Genomic DNA, 18,073 nt, shown 5'->3' with positions numbered 1-18,073 from the left:
TCTTTTCGAACAATACTATATTTTGTCCATAATTATTAACTTATTATGCGTTCTTTTATTGTATACTAGTAACTAGAGGTATTGAAAAATGAGGTGGAGTCAAAGTGAAGCATGAAAAAACATATAATGCGATGGAAATCAAACATAAAAATGGCGATATCATTATTGAAGGTCCTATTTCTGCCGAGGAACTTGCGAGCCTCGATTTTCATAAAGATTTAGTATCTTTTCGACCAGCGCCACAGCAACATAAAGCACTGATAGGGATTGCTGGCCTTCCCGAAGGCAGAATTATTATCGTTCGCGAATTAAATGAAGTTGTGGGCTATGCCACGTATGTTTATCCAGACCCGTTAGAACGATGGTCTGAAGGGAATATCGAAAGACTTATCGAACTCGGTGCAATTGAAGTGATTCCAAAGTTTCGCGGAGGTGGTGTCGGAAAAGCCTTATTAAAAGTATCCATGATGGACGATGCGATGGAGGATTATATTGTCATTACAACGGAATATTACTGGCATTGGGACTTGAAAGGCACAGGTCTAAATGTTTGGGAATACCGAAAAGTAATGGAAAAAATGATGCAAGCGGGGGGACTTGAATATTATGCTACAGATGACCCTGAAATCAGTTCACACCCTGCAAACTGTTTAATGGCCCGGATTGGTAAACGAGTAGACAAAGAAACAATCCAACGATTTGATAATTTACGTTTTCAAAATCGTTTTATGTATTAACTTTATGCTATTTAATTATGAATAGAGTAATAGAACTACACTATCCCAAAGAATCATCATAGTATTTAACCTAGACTTGCAAAATAGATCTTGAATTTTCTTACTCAAGATAAAAAGAAGGTGTAATCATGTTAATCGAAGAAATTATGGTTCGAGATGTGCAAACTTTATTAACGACAAACACGGTGAAAGAAGCCATCGATCTCATGCGCGAAAAAAAGATTCGTCATGTGCCAATCTTAGATGAATCGAACACACTTGTTGGAATTGTTACAGATCGCGATTTGAAAGAAGCTGTTCCTTCGTCTTTAACAAACGAAAAAGATACAGCGATTTATCAAACCCAATTGGCTAAAATTATGACACGAAATCCAATTACTGGCCATCCAATGGATTTCGTAGAAGAATCTGCACTCCTCTTTTACGACAAGCAAATTGGTTGTTTACCAATCGTCTCCAATCATGAAGTCGTAGGGATTATAACTGAAACCGATTTACTTTATAAGTATATCGAATTGACAGGTGCTAATCAGCCCGGGTCTCAAATTGAAGTACGTGTACCAAACGTTCCCGGGATTCTGTATGAAGTTTCGAAAGTCTTTTATGAACAAAAAACGAATGTTTTAAGCGTTCTCGTTTATCCTGATAAAGAAAATACTGAAACCAAAATTCTTGTTATCCGTGTCAAGACGATGAACCCTCTTACTATTATTGAAGGATTAAGAGCAGAAGGCTTTGAAGTATTGTGGCCTAATGTTCCTGGGATTAATCTATGAAGAAAAATGCTGTTTTCATTTTCTCAGAAGATCAACTCAGTTATTCATTTTCGGACGAGCATCCTTTTAATCAGAAGCGAATACTATTAACGCTTGATTTACTGAAAAATATCAACGCGATTCAAGCTGAGGATATTATTCCTCCTCGCATTGCGACTGACGAGGAAATCTTATTAGTCCATGATGAAAAGTTTGTTGAAATTGTAAAAAAAGCTGGGAAAGGTGAACTGTCTCCTGCAGCGGGAGAAATATATGGTATAGGAACGGAAGATACACCTATATTTCCAAATATGCATGAAGCAAGTGCACTACTTGTAGGTGGAACATTAACAGCTGTAGATGAAGTAATGGAGGGACGGTCAAGGCACGCACTAAATCTTGGCGGCGGATTACATCATGGATTCAAGGGGCGTGCATCAGGATTTTGTGTGTATAATGACAGTTCTGTCGCAATTAAGTATATGCAACAAAAATACGGTGCCAGAGTCCTTTATATCGATACAGATGCACATCACGGGGACGGCGTTCAATGGGCATTTTACGATGACCCTAATGTTTGTACATTATCTATTCATGAAACTGGACGCTATTTATTCCCTGGTACTGGGAAAATAACCGAGCGCGGGAATGGGCCTGGTTACGGCACTTCATTTAATTTTCCCATCGATGCCTTTACAGAGGATGATTCCTTTTTAGCCATTTATCGAGCAGCTATGATGGAAGTCACCGAATATTTTAAGCCCGATGTGATCCTTACTCAAAACGGTGCGGATGCCCATTATTTTGATCCTTTAACGCACTTATATGGAACCATGAATATTTATAAAGAAATCCCACGTATTGCCCAGGAAATTGCAGATGAATACTGCGATGGTCGCTGGATAGCAGTTGGTGGTGGTGGGTACGACATTTGGCGTGTAGTTCCCCGTGCTTGGGCACATTTATGGATTGCGATGAGTGGTCAGGAGCAACCGACTGGCCCATTACCGCAAAAATGGTTAGATAGATGGCAGAAAGAAGCGCCAATCACACTTATTCAGACTTGGGAAGACCCGGAACCATTATATAAACCGATTCCTAGAAAAAAAGAAATCGAAGAGAAAAATGCACATATGCTTGAACAAGCCCTTCATACAATACGTACGAATAACTAAAGTAGCTAAAAGCATTCTGAAAGACATTTTCATATATTTGAATAAAAAAAGACTCTCCCATGACCGATTGTTTTAGTACCGGTTATAGGGAAGTCTCTTTCATTTCAATGAATCGCGATCAACGAAATGATAAGGTAAGTTAATTTGTAGGTTTTCTACTTCTTCTTTGTCCATCAATTTCGTGAGTAATCGCATGGATACCGCTCCAATGTCGTATAATGGCACAACAACTGAAGTTAATTGAGGTCTTACAATTCGCGTCAGATTCGAATGCTCGTAACAAATAATTTCATAATCTTCCGGTACAGAGTAACCCGCATCTCGAATACCATTTAAAATACCTACCGCAAGCGTACTATTACTTGCGAAAAATGCAGTTGGCTGTTGCTCGAGCTTCTCAATCTCTTGCCATCTTTCATAAGAATCGTCATATGTACCATCTACTTCAAATACATACTCTTCTTTTAGTTCAATACCCGCCTCTTTTAATGCGCGTTCATAGCCGGCTTTTTTATGCACGCGATTAATATCCCTGCTTAATGGGCCAGTTACAAAAGCAATTTCTTTATGTCCATTGTCAATCAGCTTTACGACTGATTCATAGGCAGCTTGTTCATAATCAATGTTAACAGTTGGAAATTGTTCTTCAGTGTCTATCGTTCCCGCTAGCACGATTGGCACAGGGGACCTAGACATCTCTTGTCGCACTTCAGCAGAAACTGAGTCACTCATAAAAATGACTCCGTCTACTTGCTTACCAAGATGGTCAACCAGTAGTTCAAGTTCACGTTCAGAACGTTCATCCGAATTGGATAAGATAATATTGTATTCATACATCGTCGCAATATCAGCAATCCCTCGGGACACCTCTCCATAGAAACTCGTGGAAATATCCGGGATGATTACACCAACTGTTGTCGTCTTCTTACTCGCCAATCCTCTTGCAACTGCATTTGGCCGATATCCTAAGCGTTCTATACTTTCTAGGACTTTCCTTCTTGTTGAAGGTTTTACGTTTTGATTTCCGTTTACGACACGTGATACCGTTGCCATTGAGACATTAGCATCTCGCGCTACATCATATATTGTAATTGCCATCGACATGTCTCCTTTTTGAAGTAATTTTTAATTATTAGTCAGTTCATTGTTATTGAGTATAGACATCCTATCAGCTATTTAACATTTATAGACAACCGAGTTAGTTGGCTTATAGTATTTATTCCAATCAAACTTCAACGATTCATAGTCAGATAATGCTTACTGTCAATAATACCCTAATTTATCCTTCTACGTCATTAAAACATAATTTCGCCTTACTTTCCACTGTTAGTATGCGATTTAAAAATAAAAACGCCGAACCCAAAAGGTCCGGCATTAAATGATTATGCATGAATTTTTAAATAGTCCAGGATTGAATTGTAGAATTCATCAAACTGGGCAAGATCCATTTGTTGAGCCGAATCTGAAAGCGCAACTGCAGGATCTGGATGGACTTCCGCCATTACGCCATCTGCTCCTACAGCGATTGCTGCTTTAGCAGTTGGCAAGAGCAAATCACGCCTTCCAGTTGAATGTGTGACATCCACAAATACTGGTAAATGAGTCTCTTGTTTTAAAATTGGAACCGCTGAAATGTCAAGCGTATTTCGTGTAGCGCGCTCGTAAGTCCGAATTCCTCTCTCACAAAGAATAATTTGATCGTTTCCTTGGGAGATAATATATTCAGCCGCATTGATAAACTCGTCAAGCGTAGCAGATAGTCCTCGCTTAAGTAAAACAGGCTTATTAACAGATCCTGCTTCCTTTAACAATTCAAAGTTATGCATGTTTCTGGCACCGATTTGAATGACATCGATATAGTCCAAAGCTTCTTCAAGATGTGAAGGTGTAACAATTTCACTCACAACTGCGAGTCCGGTTTCATCAGCGACTCTCTTTAAAATTTTCAAGCCTTCTAGTCCTAGACCTTGGAAATCATATGGTGATGTACGTGGTTTGTAAGCACCACCCCTTAATAGTCTTTGACCTTTTGCTTTTAACGCTTGCGCAACCGTAGAAACTTGTTCATATGATTCTACTGCACACGGTCCGAAGATAAATGACGGTACGCCATTACCGACCTCTTCTCCGTTAATTGTCACGATTGTATCTTCAGCTTTCTTCTTACGAGAAACGAGCAGTGTATTGCGTTGCTCATCTTCTTGAATTTCAAGCGCAGACATGAAAATCCCTTTGAAAATATGTTCCATTACACCGTTTGGAAGCGGCCCCTTATTATATTCCTTCAGGAAATTTAACATTTCGCGTTCGCGGATTGGGTCATAACGATTGACACCTTGCTTTTCTTTTACTTTACCAATCTCTTGGACAATTTCAGTTCTCTCGTTAATTAAATCTAATATTTTTGTATTCAAGCCATCAACTTTATCTCTCAACTCGTCTAAATTATGGTGTCCCATCTCTGTCCTTCTCCCCCCTGCACATACCTTCTCTTTTTCGTCTAAAGAGGAATATGCTACATTTTTGATAATAGATTTATTATAGTCAATCATTTTAGAAAAGTCACGCTATACGCTATTATTTTTACGAAAATCGACATTATCTATAAAAATCATAAATGACATGTCATCAAATAGATTTTAAATCAATATTTACATCGATATATTATTAACTTCAACAAATTTTGTAGGGATCTGCCCAATTGAATGCTGATACAAAGAAGCACAAACCGTATTAGGTTTGTGCTTCTTTTTTATTTCTCAGATGTATTTTTTGCAACAGCCTCTTTTAACGCTTCAGCAGTTTGAGTTGTTTTTTCTTCAACAGTTTCGAGTGCTTCTTGCACTTTTTCATTTGTTTTATCAATAAAATCTATTGTCTCTTCCCCTTCGAATGATACGGTTCCATCATCCATTGGGATATTTGCATTATTTTTAACAGATTTTACTTTATCAACTAGTTGTCCAGATTGTTTTTGAATCGTTTTGGTAACGCCGTCAGTTTTCTCTTTTGCTGTCGATGCAAATTCCGTCGCTTTATCTTTTGCAATTGTACCGTATACAGTTGCCTTTTCTTTTGCAACTGAGCCATATTCAGACGCTTTGTCTTTTGCAATGGCACTTAGTTCAATACTTTTGTCTTTAAACTGGACCGCTTGCGTCGAAAATTCACTACGCATTTCTTTGCCTGTTTTCGGTGCCAGGAATAATGCGGTTGCTGCTCCTATTACACCACCGATGACAGCGCCTAATAAAAAGCTTCCTGCACCTGTCTCCTCATTCTCATCGTAAAAAGTGTCGGTATAGCCTCTTTGTGAATATTGACTTGGCAGATACGTCGGTTCACCTGTCACATTTTCATACTGATTGTTCTCCGAATCATATTCATGATTGAAACGATTTTCATTGTAACTTGGCTTTTTTGTATTAATTTCACTCATCGTCTAATCTCCTCACTTTTAGTTTTGTAATAAATGAATAGCTAAAAAGATACAGTTTCATATAACAGCTTTTCTTATTATATCCATAACATTGGTATTCCCTATTTAGAGGAAATTTAAACGTTACGTTTAATATTCAAATTCGACATTGAATTCAATAATCCTTCTTTTCAATACAAATTATTTCTCCGAATATTTAAAGGATAAAAAAGACGAGCGCTAAAATATAGCCACCCGTCTCATTCATTGCTTCTAAAGTCTGACAGTTTAGGAAGCAGTTTCATTTTTATGGATATGCAGCTTAAAATTATTTAAATATTTTTGAATATCCCCTGCACCCATAAACAAATATACCGACTTGCCATGCTTATCTAATTGTGCCGTATCTTCAAGTGCTAAATACTGTGCATCCGGAACTCTGGCAATCAATTCCTCGATTGTCAAACTACCTTCTTGTTCTCTGGCAGAACTAAAAATATCACATAAATAAACATGATCTGCTTCAGATAAACTTTTTGCAAATTCATCTAGTAATGCCGCTGTCCTAGTAAATGTATGCGGTTGGAATACCGCGATAATATCTTTGTCTGGATACTTTTGTTTCGCTGATTGTAATGTAGCCTTAATTTCAGTCGGATGATGTGCATAATCATCGATAATAATATGTCCTTTACATTCCGCAACAGAAAATCTTCGTTTTACCCCATGGAAACTAGATAACCTTTCTTGCACATGTGTCGCTGGAATTCCTTCGTAGTGACAAAGTGCAATGACTCCTAATGCATTTAAAATCGCATGATCGCCCGTTAGAGGAATCGTAAAGGTGAAATAATATTCATTTCTAACATAAACATCAAATGTTGACCCTGTTGATGTCTTATGAATGTTTTTTGCAGCAAAATCATTGGATTCTTCAAATCCGTAATATACAACTGGTACATTCGCTTGAATTTCTTGCAAATGAGGATCATCCCCACATGCAATTAACCCTTTTTTCACCCGCAATGCCATTTCACCAAATGCATTTAAAACATCATTTAAATCCTTGAAATAATCAGGATGATCGAAATCAATATTTGTCATAATCGCATAATCTGGTTCATATGCAAGAAAATGTCTCTTATATTCACAAGCCTCAAATGCGAAATATTGACTATCCTGAACACCTTTTCCAGTTCCATCTCCGATAAGATAGGAAGTCGGCGCATAGCCTGAAATCACATGAGCAAGAAGTCCTGTCGTTGATGTTTTCCCATGAGAACCTGTGACGCCAATGGAAATAAATCTTTCCATATAGTTCCCTAAAAATTCATGATAACGAACAACTTCTACACCCAATTCTTTTGCTTTTACAATTTCAGGATGATCGTCTGAAAAAGCATTTCCCGCAATGACGACCATTCCTTCTTTAATATTTTCCGCACTGAAAGGATAAATCAAAATTCCTCTTTCACGTAACGGATCTTCAGTAAAAAAATATTTCCCTACATCTGAACCTTGTACTTGGTAGTTGGAATCATGTAAAATCTGCGCAAGCGAACTCATCCCAGACCCTTTAATTCCTGTAAAATGAAACAATGTCATATTGCAACCTCCCGGGACCTTTTGGCATCCCTTATCCTCATCTATCTATTTCCAATTTTCTTTTCAATTATGCATTTTCTAATCTATAGAATTGTCTCTTTAAGTTCATTTAAATCACTTTCAGTTAAGTAAACATCACGTGCTCGACTACCTTGTTGTGGCGATATAAAATCTAGTTTTTCTAGCCGATCCATCAATTTAGCCGCGCGATTGTAACCGATGCTAAAATTTCTTTGTAACATTGAAGTCGATGCACTATCTTGTTCGTAAATAAACTGACAAGCTTCTAAAAACAGTGGATCTTCTTCTTCATCTACCGCACTTTTCAACAATTCTTCTTGCCCAAACAAGTAAGTCGGAGATGCTTCATTTTGAACATGCTCTATTATACGTTCAATTTCGTCATCCGTGACAAATGTCCCTTGCAGGCGCACAGGGGAAGACTCTCCATTCCCTACGTACAACATATCACCTCTTCCGAGTAATCTTTCAGCACCATTTGTGTCAATCATTGTACGTGAATCGACTTGTGAGGAAACTGAAAAAGCGATACGTGTTGGAATATTTGCTTTGATAATCCCCGTAATCACATCAACTGAAGGACGTTGTGTTGCAATAATTAAATGGATACCACAAGCGCGCGCTTTTTGTGCAATTCGACTAATTGAAACTTCAACATCGCTCGGTGCCATCATCATTAAATCAGCGAGCTCATCAATAACGATCAATAAATAAGGCATTTTCAATGAAAACTGTCGATTATCCAAAACTTGCTTATTATATCTTTCAATATCTCTTACGCCCGCATGCGCCAATAGTTCATAGCGACGTTCCATTTCAGTGACGGCCCATTTTAACGCAGCAGTTGCCGCTTTAACATCTGTAATGACTGGGCTAATTAAATGTGGAATCCCATTAAATGGCGCTAATTCAACCATTTTCGGATCGATTAACATCATTTTCAATTCAGCTGGAGATGCCTTGTAAAGCAAACTGATTAAAATCGAATTGATACAAACAGATTTACCAGAGCCTGTCGCTCCAGCAATCATCCCATGCGGCATTTTCCTAAGATCCAAAGTTACAGGTTCTCCTGTTAGTCCTAGGCCTAATACAGCCTCTAGTGGAGAATCAGAGTCTCTAAATGAGTCTGTTTGAATCACTTCTGAAATACGTACAGCACGTGCATTCCGATTTGGAATTTCAATGCCGATTGAACTTTTCCCCGGAATTGGTGCTTGGATTCGAATATCTCGCGCCGCCAGTGTTAGTTTTAAATCATCTGTTAAGTTTCGAACACGACTCACTTTCGTCCCTTGACCGACTGTTAATTCGAATCGTGTGACAGTAGGTCCTTGCACAGCATCAATGACATTTGCTTGCACGCCAAAATGCGACAAAGACTCTTCTAGTTTTTCGGATTGAGAAGTTAACCATTCCGTATCTTCAATTTGCGATTCTGGCGGAACTAGATACTCGATGGATGGAAATACATAATGTTCAAATTCCGGAGTTTCTTCCGCTTTGTCTTCGACGACCACTTCTGTTTTTTCGATTGTTTGATTGTCTTGCACACTCGGCTGCACTGGTATTACTCTTGGTGTTTCTTTTTCCTTTGATTTTAATTTCTCTTTATCTGATTTTAGCATTAAGACATTAAAAGGAACGATTCTCTCTCTTTTTTGCTCAGCTACTTGTTCTGTTTCAATTGTTGCGGCACCTTCGCTCTTGTGATCTTCGTTATTTTGAAGAAGGCTCTTTTCAGTTTCCGCTTGCTCTTCAAGACAAGTCATTGCGGGCTCTTCAATTCGTTCTTTTTTCTCCGGATGTACTTTATCATTTATTTGATGCGATGCCTGTTCTTCCACAACTGTTTCTGCTTCTACCATAGGTGAAACAGCATTCTCTAGGGAACTTACTGAACCGGCTTGATTGGAAACTGTCACATCTTGATGTTGCTCTTCAATCTGAGTTGATTGTTCTTCCATTTGAAGCATTTCATCTTCGTGATTTAGTTCTAACTCTTTTTGTTGGTTGATTAACTCATCTTGAATGGACTCTCCTGGATGCGATTGAATTTCATTTCTCGGTGAATCTTCGAGTTTTGGATACTGACTTAATTCCTCGTTCACCTGAGGTGCTTCACTCTCTTCAATAGCGAGATTTACATTTACTTGAGGATCTTCCGGTTCCTCTTCCACTACACCTAATCGTGTAGTTTCTTGAATAAAACCTCTTTCCTCTGTTTTATTATCCTGTAAAATTTCTTTTTTCGATTCTTTCTCCTGTGCACTTTGCTCTTGATGAAGTGTATATTGTTCCGTCTTTTTCTCATCTTCATCAACGCTGTGTTGCTCCTTAGGAGGTGAGAAACCGTATATCGGAGAAGGTACCTTCGTCGGCACGAAACGATCTGACGTTTTTCTTCTGCTAGCAGTATCAGTTGTATCGCTAGAAGGACTTTCTACTTGTTCCGGTACTACTTCTTCTTTTTCAATTACTTTTTCTCTTGGTGACTGACTAGCTCTATGTACGTTTACTTGGACATTCTGGGATGGCCATCTCTCATTTTTATATAGAGGAATAGGTTCATAATCATCTAGTTCCTGATTGGAAGAAGATGGGGCAACTTGTCGTGGATAATCATCCAGATCGTCCTCATCCCAACCATAAATTTCTGCATCCGTAATTATCGGGAAGCGGAATGCCGGCCTTGTCTTTTGTTCGCTTGGATTGTTCTCGTTTTTATATTGATCATCCATATTTTCTACATGTTGTTTTTCTTCAACTTCTTCGCCAAACAGGCGATTTGTCAACGTTTTAAACCATTTCAACATAATCACTCTTTCCATGTCGATTAGTCTATTTTAGCAGTTTATTCACATTGAAATCAAATTATATCTCAAAATAAGAGGAACGTACCAGCCAATCCATTTCTTTACTCACAAGAAAAGGAGGGCTACTAAAGTAATTTTATACTAGAGAAATAACGCTAGTATTCAACCTGTTCTTTTAAAAAACAAATTTGCTTTCAGTAAATCATCAAAAAGCAGGTGAAGAAGAAAACTTCTTTACCTGCTTCTTTGAGGCTCGACAACTCTTATGCACGAAACGCTTCGCCTACAATCGCATTATCGTCTAATACGAGAATTCCTACATTTTCCTCAGCATTCGGGATAGCTAACTCGGAAGCTGAGCAAATCATCCCCGTAGATGGAACACCACGTAATTCAGCATCACGAATAATCATTCCTGATGGCATGACCGCACCTACTTTTGCAACAACAACTTTTTGGTCTTCCGCAACGTTTGCTGCACCGCAAACAATTTGCAGTTCCTCATCCCCTACATCTACTGTACAAACACTTAATTTATCAGCATTTGGATGCTTCTCTTTTCGCATAACCTGTCCAATCACAAATTTAGGCGAAAGATCTACATCTAACACTAATTCAGCGCCATTTTTAGTTAAGGCAAGTTGTATTTTCTCAACAATCTCTTCTGTTAACTCAATCTGCCCATTACCTTCTATTTCTACGTAAGAAGTTGCTTTGAATAAATTGAAACCAACAACTTCATTTGTTTCTGCGTTTTGAATGAGGACAACATCATTGTGAGAAGTAATGTTTACGTTTTTTGGATTGTTTGTTGTTAATTGAACAAGTAGTACATCGCCTACACCGTTCGCATTATAAAATAAATTCATATCATTCTTTTCCTTTCTTCCGTGCAACACGATTTTTTGCCATAATAAATATTGGTTCTAATTGCTCGTCTTCATAAACGAAGGACAATGACGTGACTGGAACAATTCCATTCGTAAAGAACTGCAACGTCATTTGTGCTAACACATCATACCCTGTTTTATTACGAATGTCACCGATGATTAACACATCTTGGTGTGGAACCGAAACAGTCATATCCCCTTCTATTTTAGCTGCCATATCCGCTAGAAATGCCCGATTTAATATGCGGCTAGCGTCGTATCCATCATTATTATTTACAAAATAGAAAATGTTTCCGGCAACTTCATCTGTTTTCATTTTAGTCGACAAACTGCGTACATTGAACAAAGCAATTTCTATAATTTCTTCTCTCGATTTCCCTAATTCTTCAAGCATACTTTCGTCAATAAGGCGATACGTTTCACCTAAGTCTAATGCATAATATATCCGCGTTTCAGCTGTATGATCTTTCATAACAAAACGATGACCAGCGGAAGTCTGTTCTGCAAATGAAGTGGAACGAATGACTGGGTAAATTGTGCTCTGGTCTTTAAAACCCTTCACTTTTTCTATTTCCATCGCTCGAAATGTTGCGTTAATCGTATAAACCACTTCATCTATCGCTGCTTCTTTTTTTTGGTTATATTTGCGGATGATTTCAGGAAGTGATATTTCCATTCCTTTATTTAGACCGATATGATCTAATCTTAATTTATCTGCTTTTTGTTCATATTGCCATTCATAATGCTCGTTTGGTAATCTTTTCTTAAGTATTTCCACAAGTTCTTTAGATTTCACCATTCCAACTCCTTCATTCATAAAAATGAACGGCCACTACCCTGAATTCAAAGGCGACCGTTCGTTAAATTATTATTTCATCTCACACTTAGCGAATCGATCGAACAATTTGCATCATCGCTTCTAAATTTCGAACGACATTCTTCTCGTTTGTGAGCGTTGAGATTTTTGCGCCTCCAACACTGGCAATTAATTCAATCGTTCCATTCCCATGATTGACGATTGCGGCAAAACCAAAAGTATCTCCATCACTAAACTTCTCCTCAGCAACAATATGCGCCTCTTCATTGGCATGCAACAATTCATAAAATAGCTGACTGTCTTTCGTTTCATTTGGATTAACAAATAATATAAAGGTTTCTTTTCCTTTATTAAGTACGATATTTTGCGCATCCGATTCGTCACTTATATTGAATCCTACTGGTTTATAAAGTTTAGTTCCCTCAATTTCTTCATTTTGTTCTTTATTATTCGTATGAAAAGCTTCCCTTGCAGCTTTTATACCTTCACTAGCTTGGTCTTCCAGCGATTTACCACAACCCGTAAGTAAAAAAACCGCAACCGATACTAGGAATATATATTTCCACGTTTGGAACATTTGGTATTTCCTCCAATCATGATGTTCGCATGCAAGCATACAATGTTAATTCTAAATCTTTTGTATACCGCTTTTACACATTCAATTCCTCTATTTAAAACTCCTTCTCTATTTTAAAGATGTTCCCCAGTACTTGCAACCGTTGCGTACTTTTTTACTATGGCTCGCTTGGAATTTTTTAAAAATCATCAAAAGTCATGGTTCATCTTGTATTGAAGTTGTCCAATCAATAGGTGCATAATATGCGTGAACAATTCAACTCTGGAAACAGTACCAGCAGTGAACATACCCATTGCTCCCTCTTTTTGTCTTAGACCTTTTGCTTTAAAATATCTGTCAATTACAGGGCCTAATTCTTTGCCTAGATGGATTTCACTTGCAATTTCGTTAGGTAGCGGAATTTGTGCACCACCAGCTGTAATTACTTGTTCAGTAGGTAATACGAGTGCACCCCAATTACAAATATACATCGTTTCCCCTAACAAACGTACGCCGCCCTCCAACCCAATACCGATGACATTTTTCTCTTTCGAATACACTTGTTGCGCTCGGTTCATCGCTCCCATGATTGCTTCTTCATCCCCAAATGGCTGAGCAGCAACGCCAGAATTCGCTTCTATCGCTGTTACTTCCGCATTAGGAAAGTAGTGCCGGATCACATTTTTAACCGCCTGTACTTTTGCTTGATTCGTTGAACCTATTATAAATTCCATCTACTCACTCCTGATGTTAACAAATGCTAAATATACTATTTAAGACCTAAGGAAATAAGGAACGCGCCTATACTGTACCATTAACTCCTTAATGAACCCAAAAAACCGCCCTTCCCAAATTGCGAAAGGACGGCTTTACATTAGACGTTTCGTTTGATTGTTTCTACAGTTGTCTTATCACATGATTGCACAAGTTTCACGAGTAATTCTTTTGCGGCAGCATAATCATCTGTATGAATGATAGATGCAGCAGTGTGAATATAACGTGAACATATACCGATGACTGCGCTTGGCACTCCTTCATTGGCAGTATGCACTCGTCCCGCATCTGTCCCACCTTGTGACACAAAATATTGATATGGAATATCGTTTGTTTCGGCTGTGTCTAAAATAAATTCGCGCATGCCACGATGAGTCACCATCGAACGGTCGACAATACGCAGAAGCGTTCCCTTCCCAAGTTGTCCAAATTCGTTTTTATTCCCTGAAGCATCGTTTGCTGGACTTGCATCGAGTGCAAAAAACAAGTCCGGATCAATCATCGTTGCAGAAGCTTGTGCACCACGAAGCCCAACTTCTTCCATAACGTTGGCGCCTGAATACAAAGTGTTCGGGAGTGTTTGTCCATGTACTTCTTTTAATAGTTCAATCGCCAATCCACATCCATAACGATTGTCCCAAGCCTTCGCTAAAATCTTCTTATTATTTGCCATTGGCGTGAATGGGCATACCGGTACAATTTGCTGTCCTGGGCGAATGCCAATTCTCTTTGCATCTTCTCTATCATCTGCACCAATGTCAATCAACATATTTTTTATATCCATCGGTTTTCTCCTCACTTCATCACTCAATAGATGAGGTGGAATAGAACCGATAACACCAATGACTGGACCCTTATCTGTAATAATTTCTACACGTTGTGCTAATAAGACCTGGCTCCACCAGCCCCCTAATGGTTGAAAACGGATCATTCCATTTGCAGTGATGGAAGTTACCATAAATCCTACCTCGTCCATATGACCAGCAACTAAAATTCGTGGGCCGTCCTCTGGTCCTTTTCTAACACCAAAAATGCCACCCAGATTATCTTGAACCACTTCATCACTATACTTTTCTAATTCTCCGCGCATATAATTACGAACTGCGTGCTCATTGCCAGGTGCTCCTGGTAATTCTGTTAACGTTTTAAACATGTCCAAAGTATCTTTTTTCACGAATACGGCCTCCCAAATCATTCATATACGCCCTTTAGTGTAAACGATTATTCTGAAAGTTTCCATCTTATTTTGTAAATCGAAATACTTTTCGCCCATATGAGTAAAATGTTTGTGAGGGATAGGTGAAAATCCATAACACAATTAATCTCCGTTCCAATCGGACGCTTTCCGCGGGCACGGCTTCAATCTCCTCGTCGCTGCGCTCCTGCGGGGCTTTCAGCTCGCGCTGTTCCCGCAGGAGTCGCCGATTTCCACTCCGATTAATTGGTATATACATAGAATAATTTTGATTTTTAGGCATAAAAAAGGGTTCTCTTAGTGAAGTTTGCTGAAAAACACTACAGGGAGAACCCACATGATTAAAAACAACTAGAAACCACCAACATTGTAAGAGATTGAAACAGATTTATTTAGAACGCTTCAATAAACTTATTTAGACGCGTTAATCCAGCTTTTAAAAGCTAGATTAGTTAGCCGAGAACCGTAATCAAAGTGAGTCGAAATTATTACTGAACGAGGCATTCAGGCATTAATTCAGTTTATGGTTGCCTTAAATGATGGGTTAGTTATAAAAACATTAGTGGAACAATGAAAGTTAAACTTGAAACACAGATTGAAGGTAAACCGCCTAAATGTTACAAAGAAATGCTTGAAAATAGTGCTGAAAAAGCGATAAGAAATATATAAGTTATATGCGTTAGAAATTTATATTTAAGGTAATCTCTGTTGATTGGAGTGCAGAGCGGCGACTCCGGTGGGATTTAGCGGGACAGGTGAGACCCCGCAGGAGCGAAGCGACGAGGAGGCTCACCTCCCGCCCCACGGAACGCGTCCGCTCGGAACGGAAATCAACATAGTTTATTTGGCATTATTAAAACTGGAATACCTAACTATTCAAGAAGAGAAAGCCTCCGCTTAAAATAGTACCCACAAAAACATGACTCAATCTTTTCGTTCATTCAACTATCAGACGTTCTGATTTTTATGGTACACTATGGAAAAGACTACATAGGAGGTTTTGATTTTGAAACTGAAAGATTTCCTTGCCGGTATTCTCACAGGTGTAGCGGTTGGAGTTGTTGTAAAAGAAGCGATAGATCGTACGAATCCATACATTTCTGCAGATTCTGTATTAAACAATATTAAAGATGAGTTTAAAAAAGAAGGACCCATTGATGGATCTTGGATTGTTATGAAAACCGAACCTTTCGAAAATAAAATGATTACAATGGATGTTTATCGCGGCGGAATTTCTCGTATCCATAACGGCGACCTAGAACAATTTGAGTTTGCAGCAAATGCCAAGACTGGAACAGTTGTCGAGCTAACGAAATTATAAACCTTTTTAAGGCAACTATACTCAAACAAGTGAAGGAATGATTAACGATTCCCTCACTTGTCTATTTTTGTCAGCTTTTGTTATATAGCTTGATATATCCACAGGAATTCTTTTTACTCATCATACTCAAGGTCAAGATCAAACCTTTTCATGAGAATACTTGGAACGGTTCACTTTCTCTACAATATTCTTTCCTGACACATCCCACTTTACAAGGCGATAGATGGCATCATGGTAAAAGCTAAACCAATAATTACCTTCTAACCCTTCTTCCATTAACTTTTCTTTCGCTGCGATTGAGTCCATCGGATAATCGTCATAAGCAAGCACCCATAATGGGTTACTATGAGCATGGGTCGGCATTAAATCTCCCATATGTAAAATCGTTTCCCCATTTTGCGTTAATTTCACAACACAATGTCCATTACTATGACCACCTGTATGAATCATTTCGATACCCGGTATAATTGTCATTCGTTTTTGGAAAGGTTTCACTTGATGTTGAATTGGCGCCCAATTCTCTTTCCAATACGTATTCTTAGAACGGATATTAGGTGCGCGCATTTCATCCCACTCTACTTGCGATGCATATATTTCAGCATTTGGAAAAACAGAAACAAGCTGCTCTCCTTCCCATTTCGTGAGTCCCGCTGCATGATCATTATGCATATGTGTCATTAAAATGATATCAATATCCGCTGGTTGTAACTCGAGTTCATTTAATCCTTTAACCACACTTGACTCATTCGCAATGCCTAAATTCCGTTTCATTTTATCGCTAAGTTTGTCATTACCAAGACCCGTATCAATTAAAATATTTTTATTTTGATATTGAATCAAGATTGGATGAGCCGTTAATTCAATTAAATTATTTTCGTTAACATCATATTTTTTAGACCAAAGAATCTTCGGGACTGGCCCAAACATTGTCCCACCGTCTAAGTAGTTTAAGCCCCCATCCAACCAAGTTAATGTCATATCGTGAAATGTAAATTGATCCATTTACAAACTCCCCTTTTACTATTGTCATTCCGCTATATCATCATCTTCGATTAATAATCGATTAATTGCAGTTGTTTGCCCTACATCTAAAATGGCTTGAGCCGCTCGAAACTGAGCATATTTCAAAGGTGTGGAGAGCTTACCAATCGAATCGAACCACTCCCCATAATAGCGTCTATCAATGACCTCTAAATCAAAGCCGCCCATTGGATAATCAATATAACCATTCCTTGATATTAAATACCTTTTTATCGGAAAGTCTATCTCTTGCTCTTTAAACAGCTGAGCAATAATCTTCGTCATTCGATTTAACGAAAGAAGTGGATTTAATACTTTCACTTCTTCCGCCCCGTGTCTTTTGGTCCAAAAGCGACTGCCACTTCCACTGAATGCAGCCAAATCTTCCTCTTCTAACACTGTAATACACATGCATTCAACGGGCGTAATTAGGATAATATCTAATTCTACAGGTGCTTTTTGTAGTTTAATGATTGGTTCGTAAAACAATAAATAACTGTCTGGTAAACTTTGGAGAAATGAGCGTAATAACGAATCTCTCATATATTTTGGCGCCACACGCGACTGTTCCATTAACGTGGAACTCGCCCATTTTATTTGAAAATTAAAAAGTTGATCTAAATAATGCTGGCGTAGTTGCTCAATCGATCCGGGGTTATATATAACGTTGGGATTAAAATGTAAACTCTCGTCTTCTTCGATTATTTCATGACTATCCTTTTCACTCTCTTCTTTGCTTCCCTTAAAAAGCCTAAAAAGTGAAGCGAATAGATTTTGACGGTTTTCTTCTCCCTCATCCATCTCTCGTTCTTTTTCAGACCCAGACGACGTATGCTCTGCACCTGTTTCCCACTGAATCTTCATCCGGTTCCATTGATACTGTTTGAGTCGGAGAAATTGGGTTGGATAACGCGTTAAGTCATTTTCATATCTAGAAACATAATCGAGCAACTTGACGAGTTGTGCCATATTC

The 18,073-nt window shown here is 38.4% G+C and carries 16 protein-coding genes; 4 read left to right on the top strand and 12 right to left on the bottom strand.

What is annotated here, in order from left to right:
* Positions 1 to 104 precede the first annotated feature (104 nt).
* The 3 genes from AB1H92_RS03785 to AB1H92_RS03775 all read left to right on the top strand — a co-directional run bounded on the left by AB1H92_RS03785 (position 105) and on the right by AB1H92_RS03775 (position 2,667).
* Positions 105 to 737: a GNAT family N-acetyltransferase gene (locus AB1H92_RS03785; RefSeq protein WP_115362306.1), complete on the top strand. Its 633-nt coding sequence runs from the start codon at positions 105 to 107 to the stop codon at positions 735 to 737.
* Positions 738 to 865: 128 nt separating this feature from the next.
* A complete protein-coding gene (locus tag AB1H92_RS03780) occupies positions 866 to 1,513 on the top strand; it encodes an acetoin utilization AcuB family protein (RefSeq protein WP_115362308.1) in 648 nt (215 codons plus the stop codon).
* Entirely contained in the window at positions 1,510 to 2,667 is a 1,158-nt protein-coding gene (locus AB1H92_RS03775) for an acetoin utilization protein AcuC (RefSeq protein WP_115362310.1), read from the top strand. The genes AB1H92_RS03780 and AB1H92_RS03775 overlap by 4 nt, the downstream gene beginning before the upstream one ends.
* 99 nt (positions 2,668 to 2,766) lie before the next feature.
* Here AB1H92_RS03775 and ccpA read toward each other — a convergent pair whose 3' ends face one another.
* The 10 genes from ccpA to AB1H92_RS03725 form a co-directional block, all read right to left on the bottom strand.
* Positions 2,767 to 3,765 (bottom strand): catabolite control protein A, encoded by a 999-nt coding sequence (gene ccpA, locus AB1H92_RS03770; RefSeq protein ID WP_115362311.1) that lies wholly within the window; start codon positions 3,763 to 3,765, stop codon positions 2,767 to 2,769.
* 284 nt (positions 3,766 to 4,049) lie between these two features.
* Positions 4,050 to 5,126 carry a bifunctional 3-deoxy-7-phosphoheptulonate synthase/chorismate mutase gene (locus AB1H92_RS03765; protein ID WP_115362312.1) on the bottom strand — a complete coding sequence of 359 codons (1,077 nt, stop codon included), beginning with the start codon at positions 5,124 to 5,126 and terminating at the stop codon, positions 4,050 to 4,052.
* Between the two features lie 293 nt (positions 5,127 to 5,419).
* Entirely contained in the window at positions 5,420 to 6,106 is a 687-nt protein-coding gene (locus AB1H92_RS03760) for a YtxH domain-containing protein (protein ID WP_243835695.1), read from the bottom strand.
* Between the two features lie 267 nt (positions 6,107 to 6,373).
* On the bottom strand, positions 6,374 to 7,690 hold the full coding sequence (murC, locus tag AB1H92_RS03755; protein WP_115362313.1) for a UDP-N-acetylmuramate--L-alanine ligase: 1,317 nt from the start codon (positions 7,688 to 7,690) through the stop codon (positions 6,374 to 6,376).
* 83 nt (positions 7,691 to 7,773) lie between these two features.
* The gene (locus tag AB1H92_RS03750) at positions 7,774 to 10,527 is read right to left on the bottom strand and encodes a DNA translocase FtsK (protein WP_243835694.1); all 2,754 of its coding nucleotides are present in this window, start codon (positions 10,525 to 10,527) and stop codon (positions 7,774 to 7,776) included.
* Between the two features lie 263 nt (positions 10,528 to 10,790).
* Entirely contained in the window at positions 10,791 to 11,396 is a 606-nt protein-coding gene (gene ytpR / locus AB1H92_RS03745; RefSeq protein ID WP_115362316.1) for a YtpR family tRNA-binding protein, read from the bottom strand.
* Between the two features lies 1 nt (position 11,397).
* The gene (locus AB1H92_RS03740; protein ID WP_172481048.1) at positions 11,398 to 12,216 is read right to left on the bottom strand and encodes a DUF1444 domain-containing protein; all 819 of its coding nucleotides are present in this window, start codon (positions 12,214 to 12,216) and stop codon (positions 11,398 to 11,400) included.
* An 85-nt stretch (positions 12,217 to 12,301) separates the two neighbouring features.
* Positions 12,302 to 12,811: a hypothetical protein gene (locus AB1H92_RS03735; RefSeq protein WP_115362320.1), complete on the bottom strand. Its 510-nt coding sequence runs from the start codon at positions 12,809 to 12,811 to the stop codon at positions 12,302 to 12,304.
* A gap of 188 nt (positions 12,812 to 12,999) precedes the next feature.
* Entirely contained in the window at positions 13,000 to 13,524 is a 525-nt protein-coding gene (locus tag AB1H92_RS03730) for a DUF84 family protein (RefSeq protein WP_115362323.1), read from the bottom strand.
* A 140-nt stretch (positions 13,525 to 13,664) separates the two neighbouring features.
* On the bottom strand, positions 13,665 to 14,717 hold the full coding sequence (locus tag AB1H92_RS03725) for a M42 family metallopeptidase (protein WP_370475555.1): 1,053 nt from the start codon (positions 14,715 to 14,717) through the stop codon (positions 13,665 to 13,667).
* 1,048 nt (positions 14,718 to 15,765) lie between these two features.
* Between AB1H92_RS03725 and AB1H92_RS03720 the strand changes: the two genes are divergently transcribed.
* Positions 15,766 to 16,080 carry a hypothetical protein gene (locus tag AB1H92_RS03720; RefSeq protein ID WP_115362325.1) on the top strand — a complete coding sequence of 105 codons (315 nt, stop codon included), beginning with the start codon at positions 15,766 to 15,768 and terminating at the stop codon, positions 16,078 to 16,080.
* Positions 16,081 to 16,218: 138 nt separating this feature from the next.
* Here the strand turns inward: AB1H92_RS03720 and AB1H92_RS03715 are convergent, their stop codons facing one another.
* Positions 16,219 to 17,082: an MBL fold metallo-hydrolase gene (locus AB1H92_RS03715; protein WP_115362327.1), complete on the bottom strand. Its 864-nt coding sequence runs from the start codon at positions 17,080 to 17,082 to the stop codon at positions 16,219 to 16,221.
* Between the two features lie 24 nt (positions 17,083 to 17,106).
* The gene (locus AB1H92_RS03710; RefSeq protein ID WP_115362329.1) at positions 17,107 to 18,069 is read right to left on the bottom strand and encodes a nuclease-related domain-containing protein; all 963 of its coding nucleotides are present in this window, start codon (positions 18,067 to 18,069) and stop codon (positions 17,107 to 17,109) included.
* Between the last annotated feature and the right edge of the window lie 4 nt (positions 18,070 to 18,073).

Origin of the sequence: Sporosarcina pasteurii (assembly GCF_041295575.1) — a bacterium.
Taxonomy (GTDB): Bacteria; Bacillota; Bacilli; order Bacillales_A; family Planococcaceae; genus Sporosarcina; species Sporosarcina pasteurii.
This window is presented reverse-complemented; position numbering and strand designations above follow the sequence as displayed.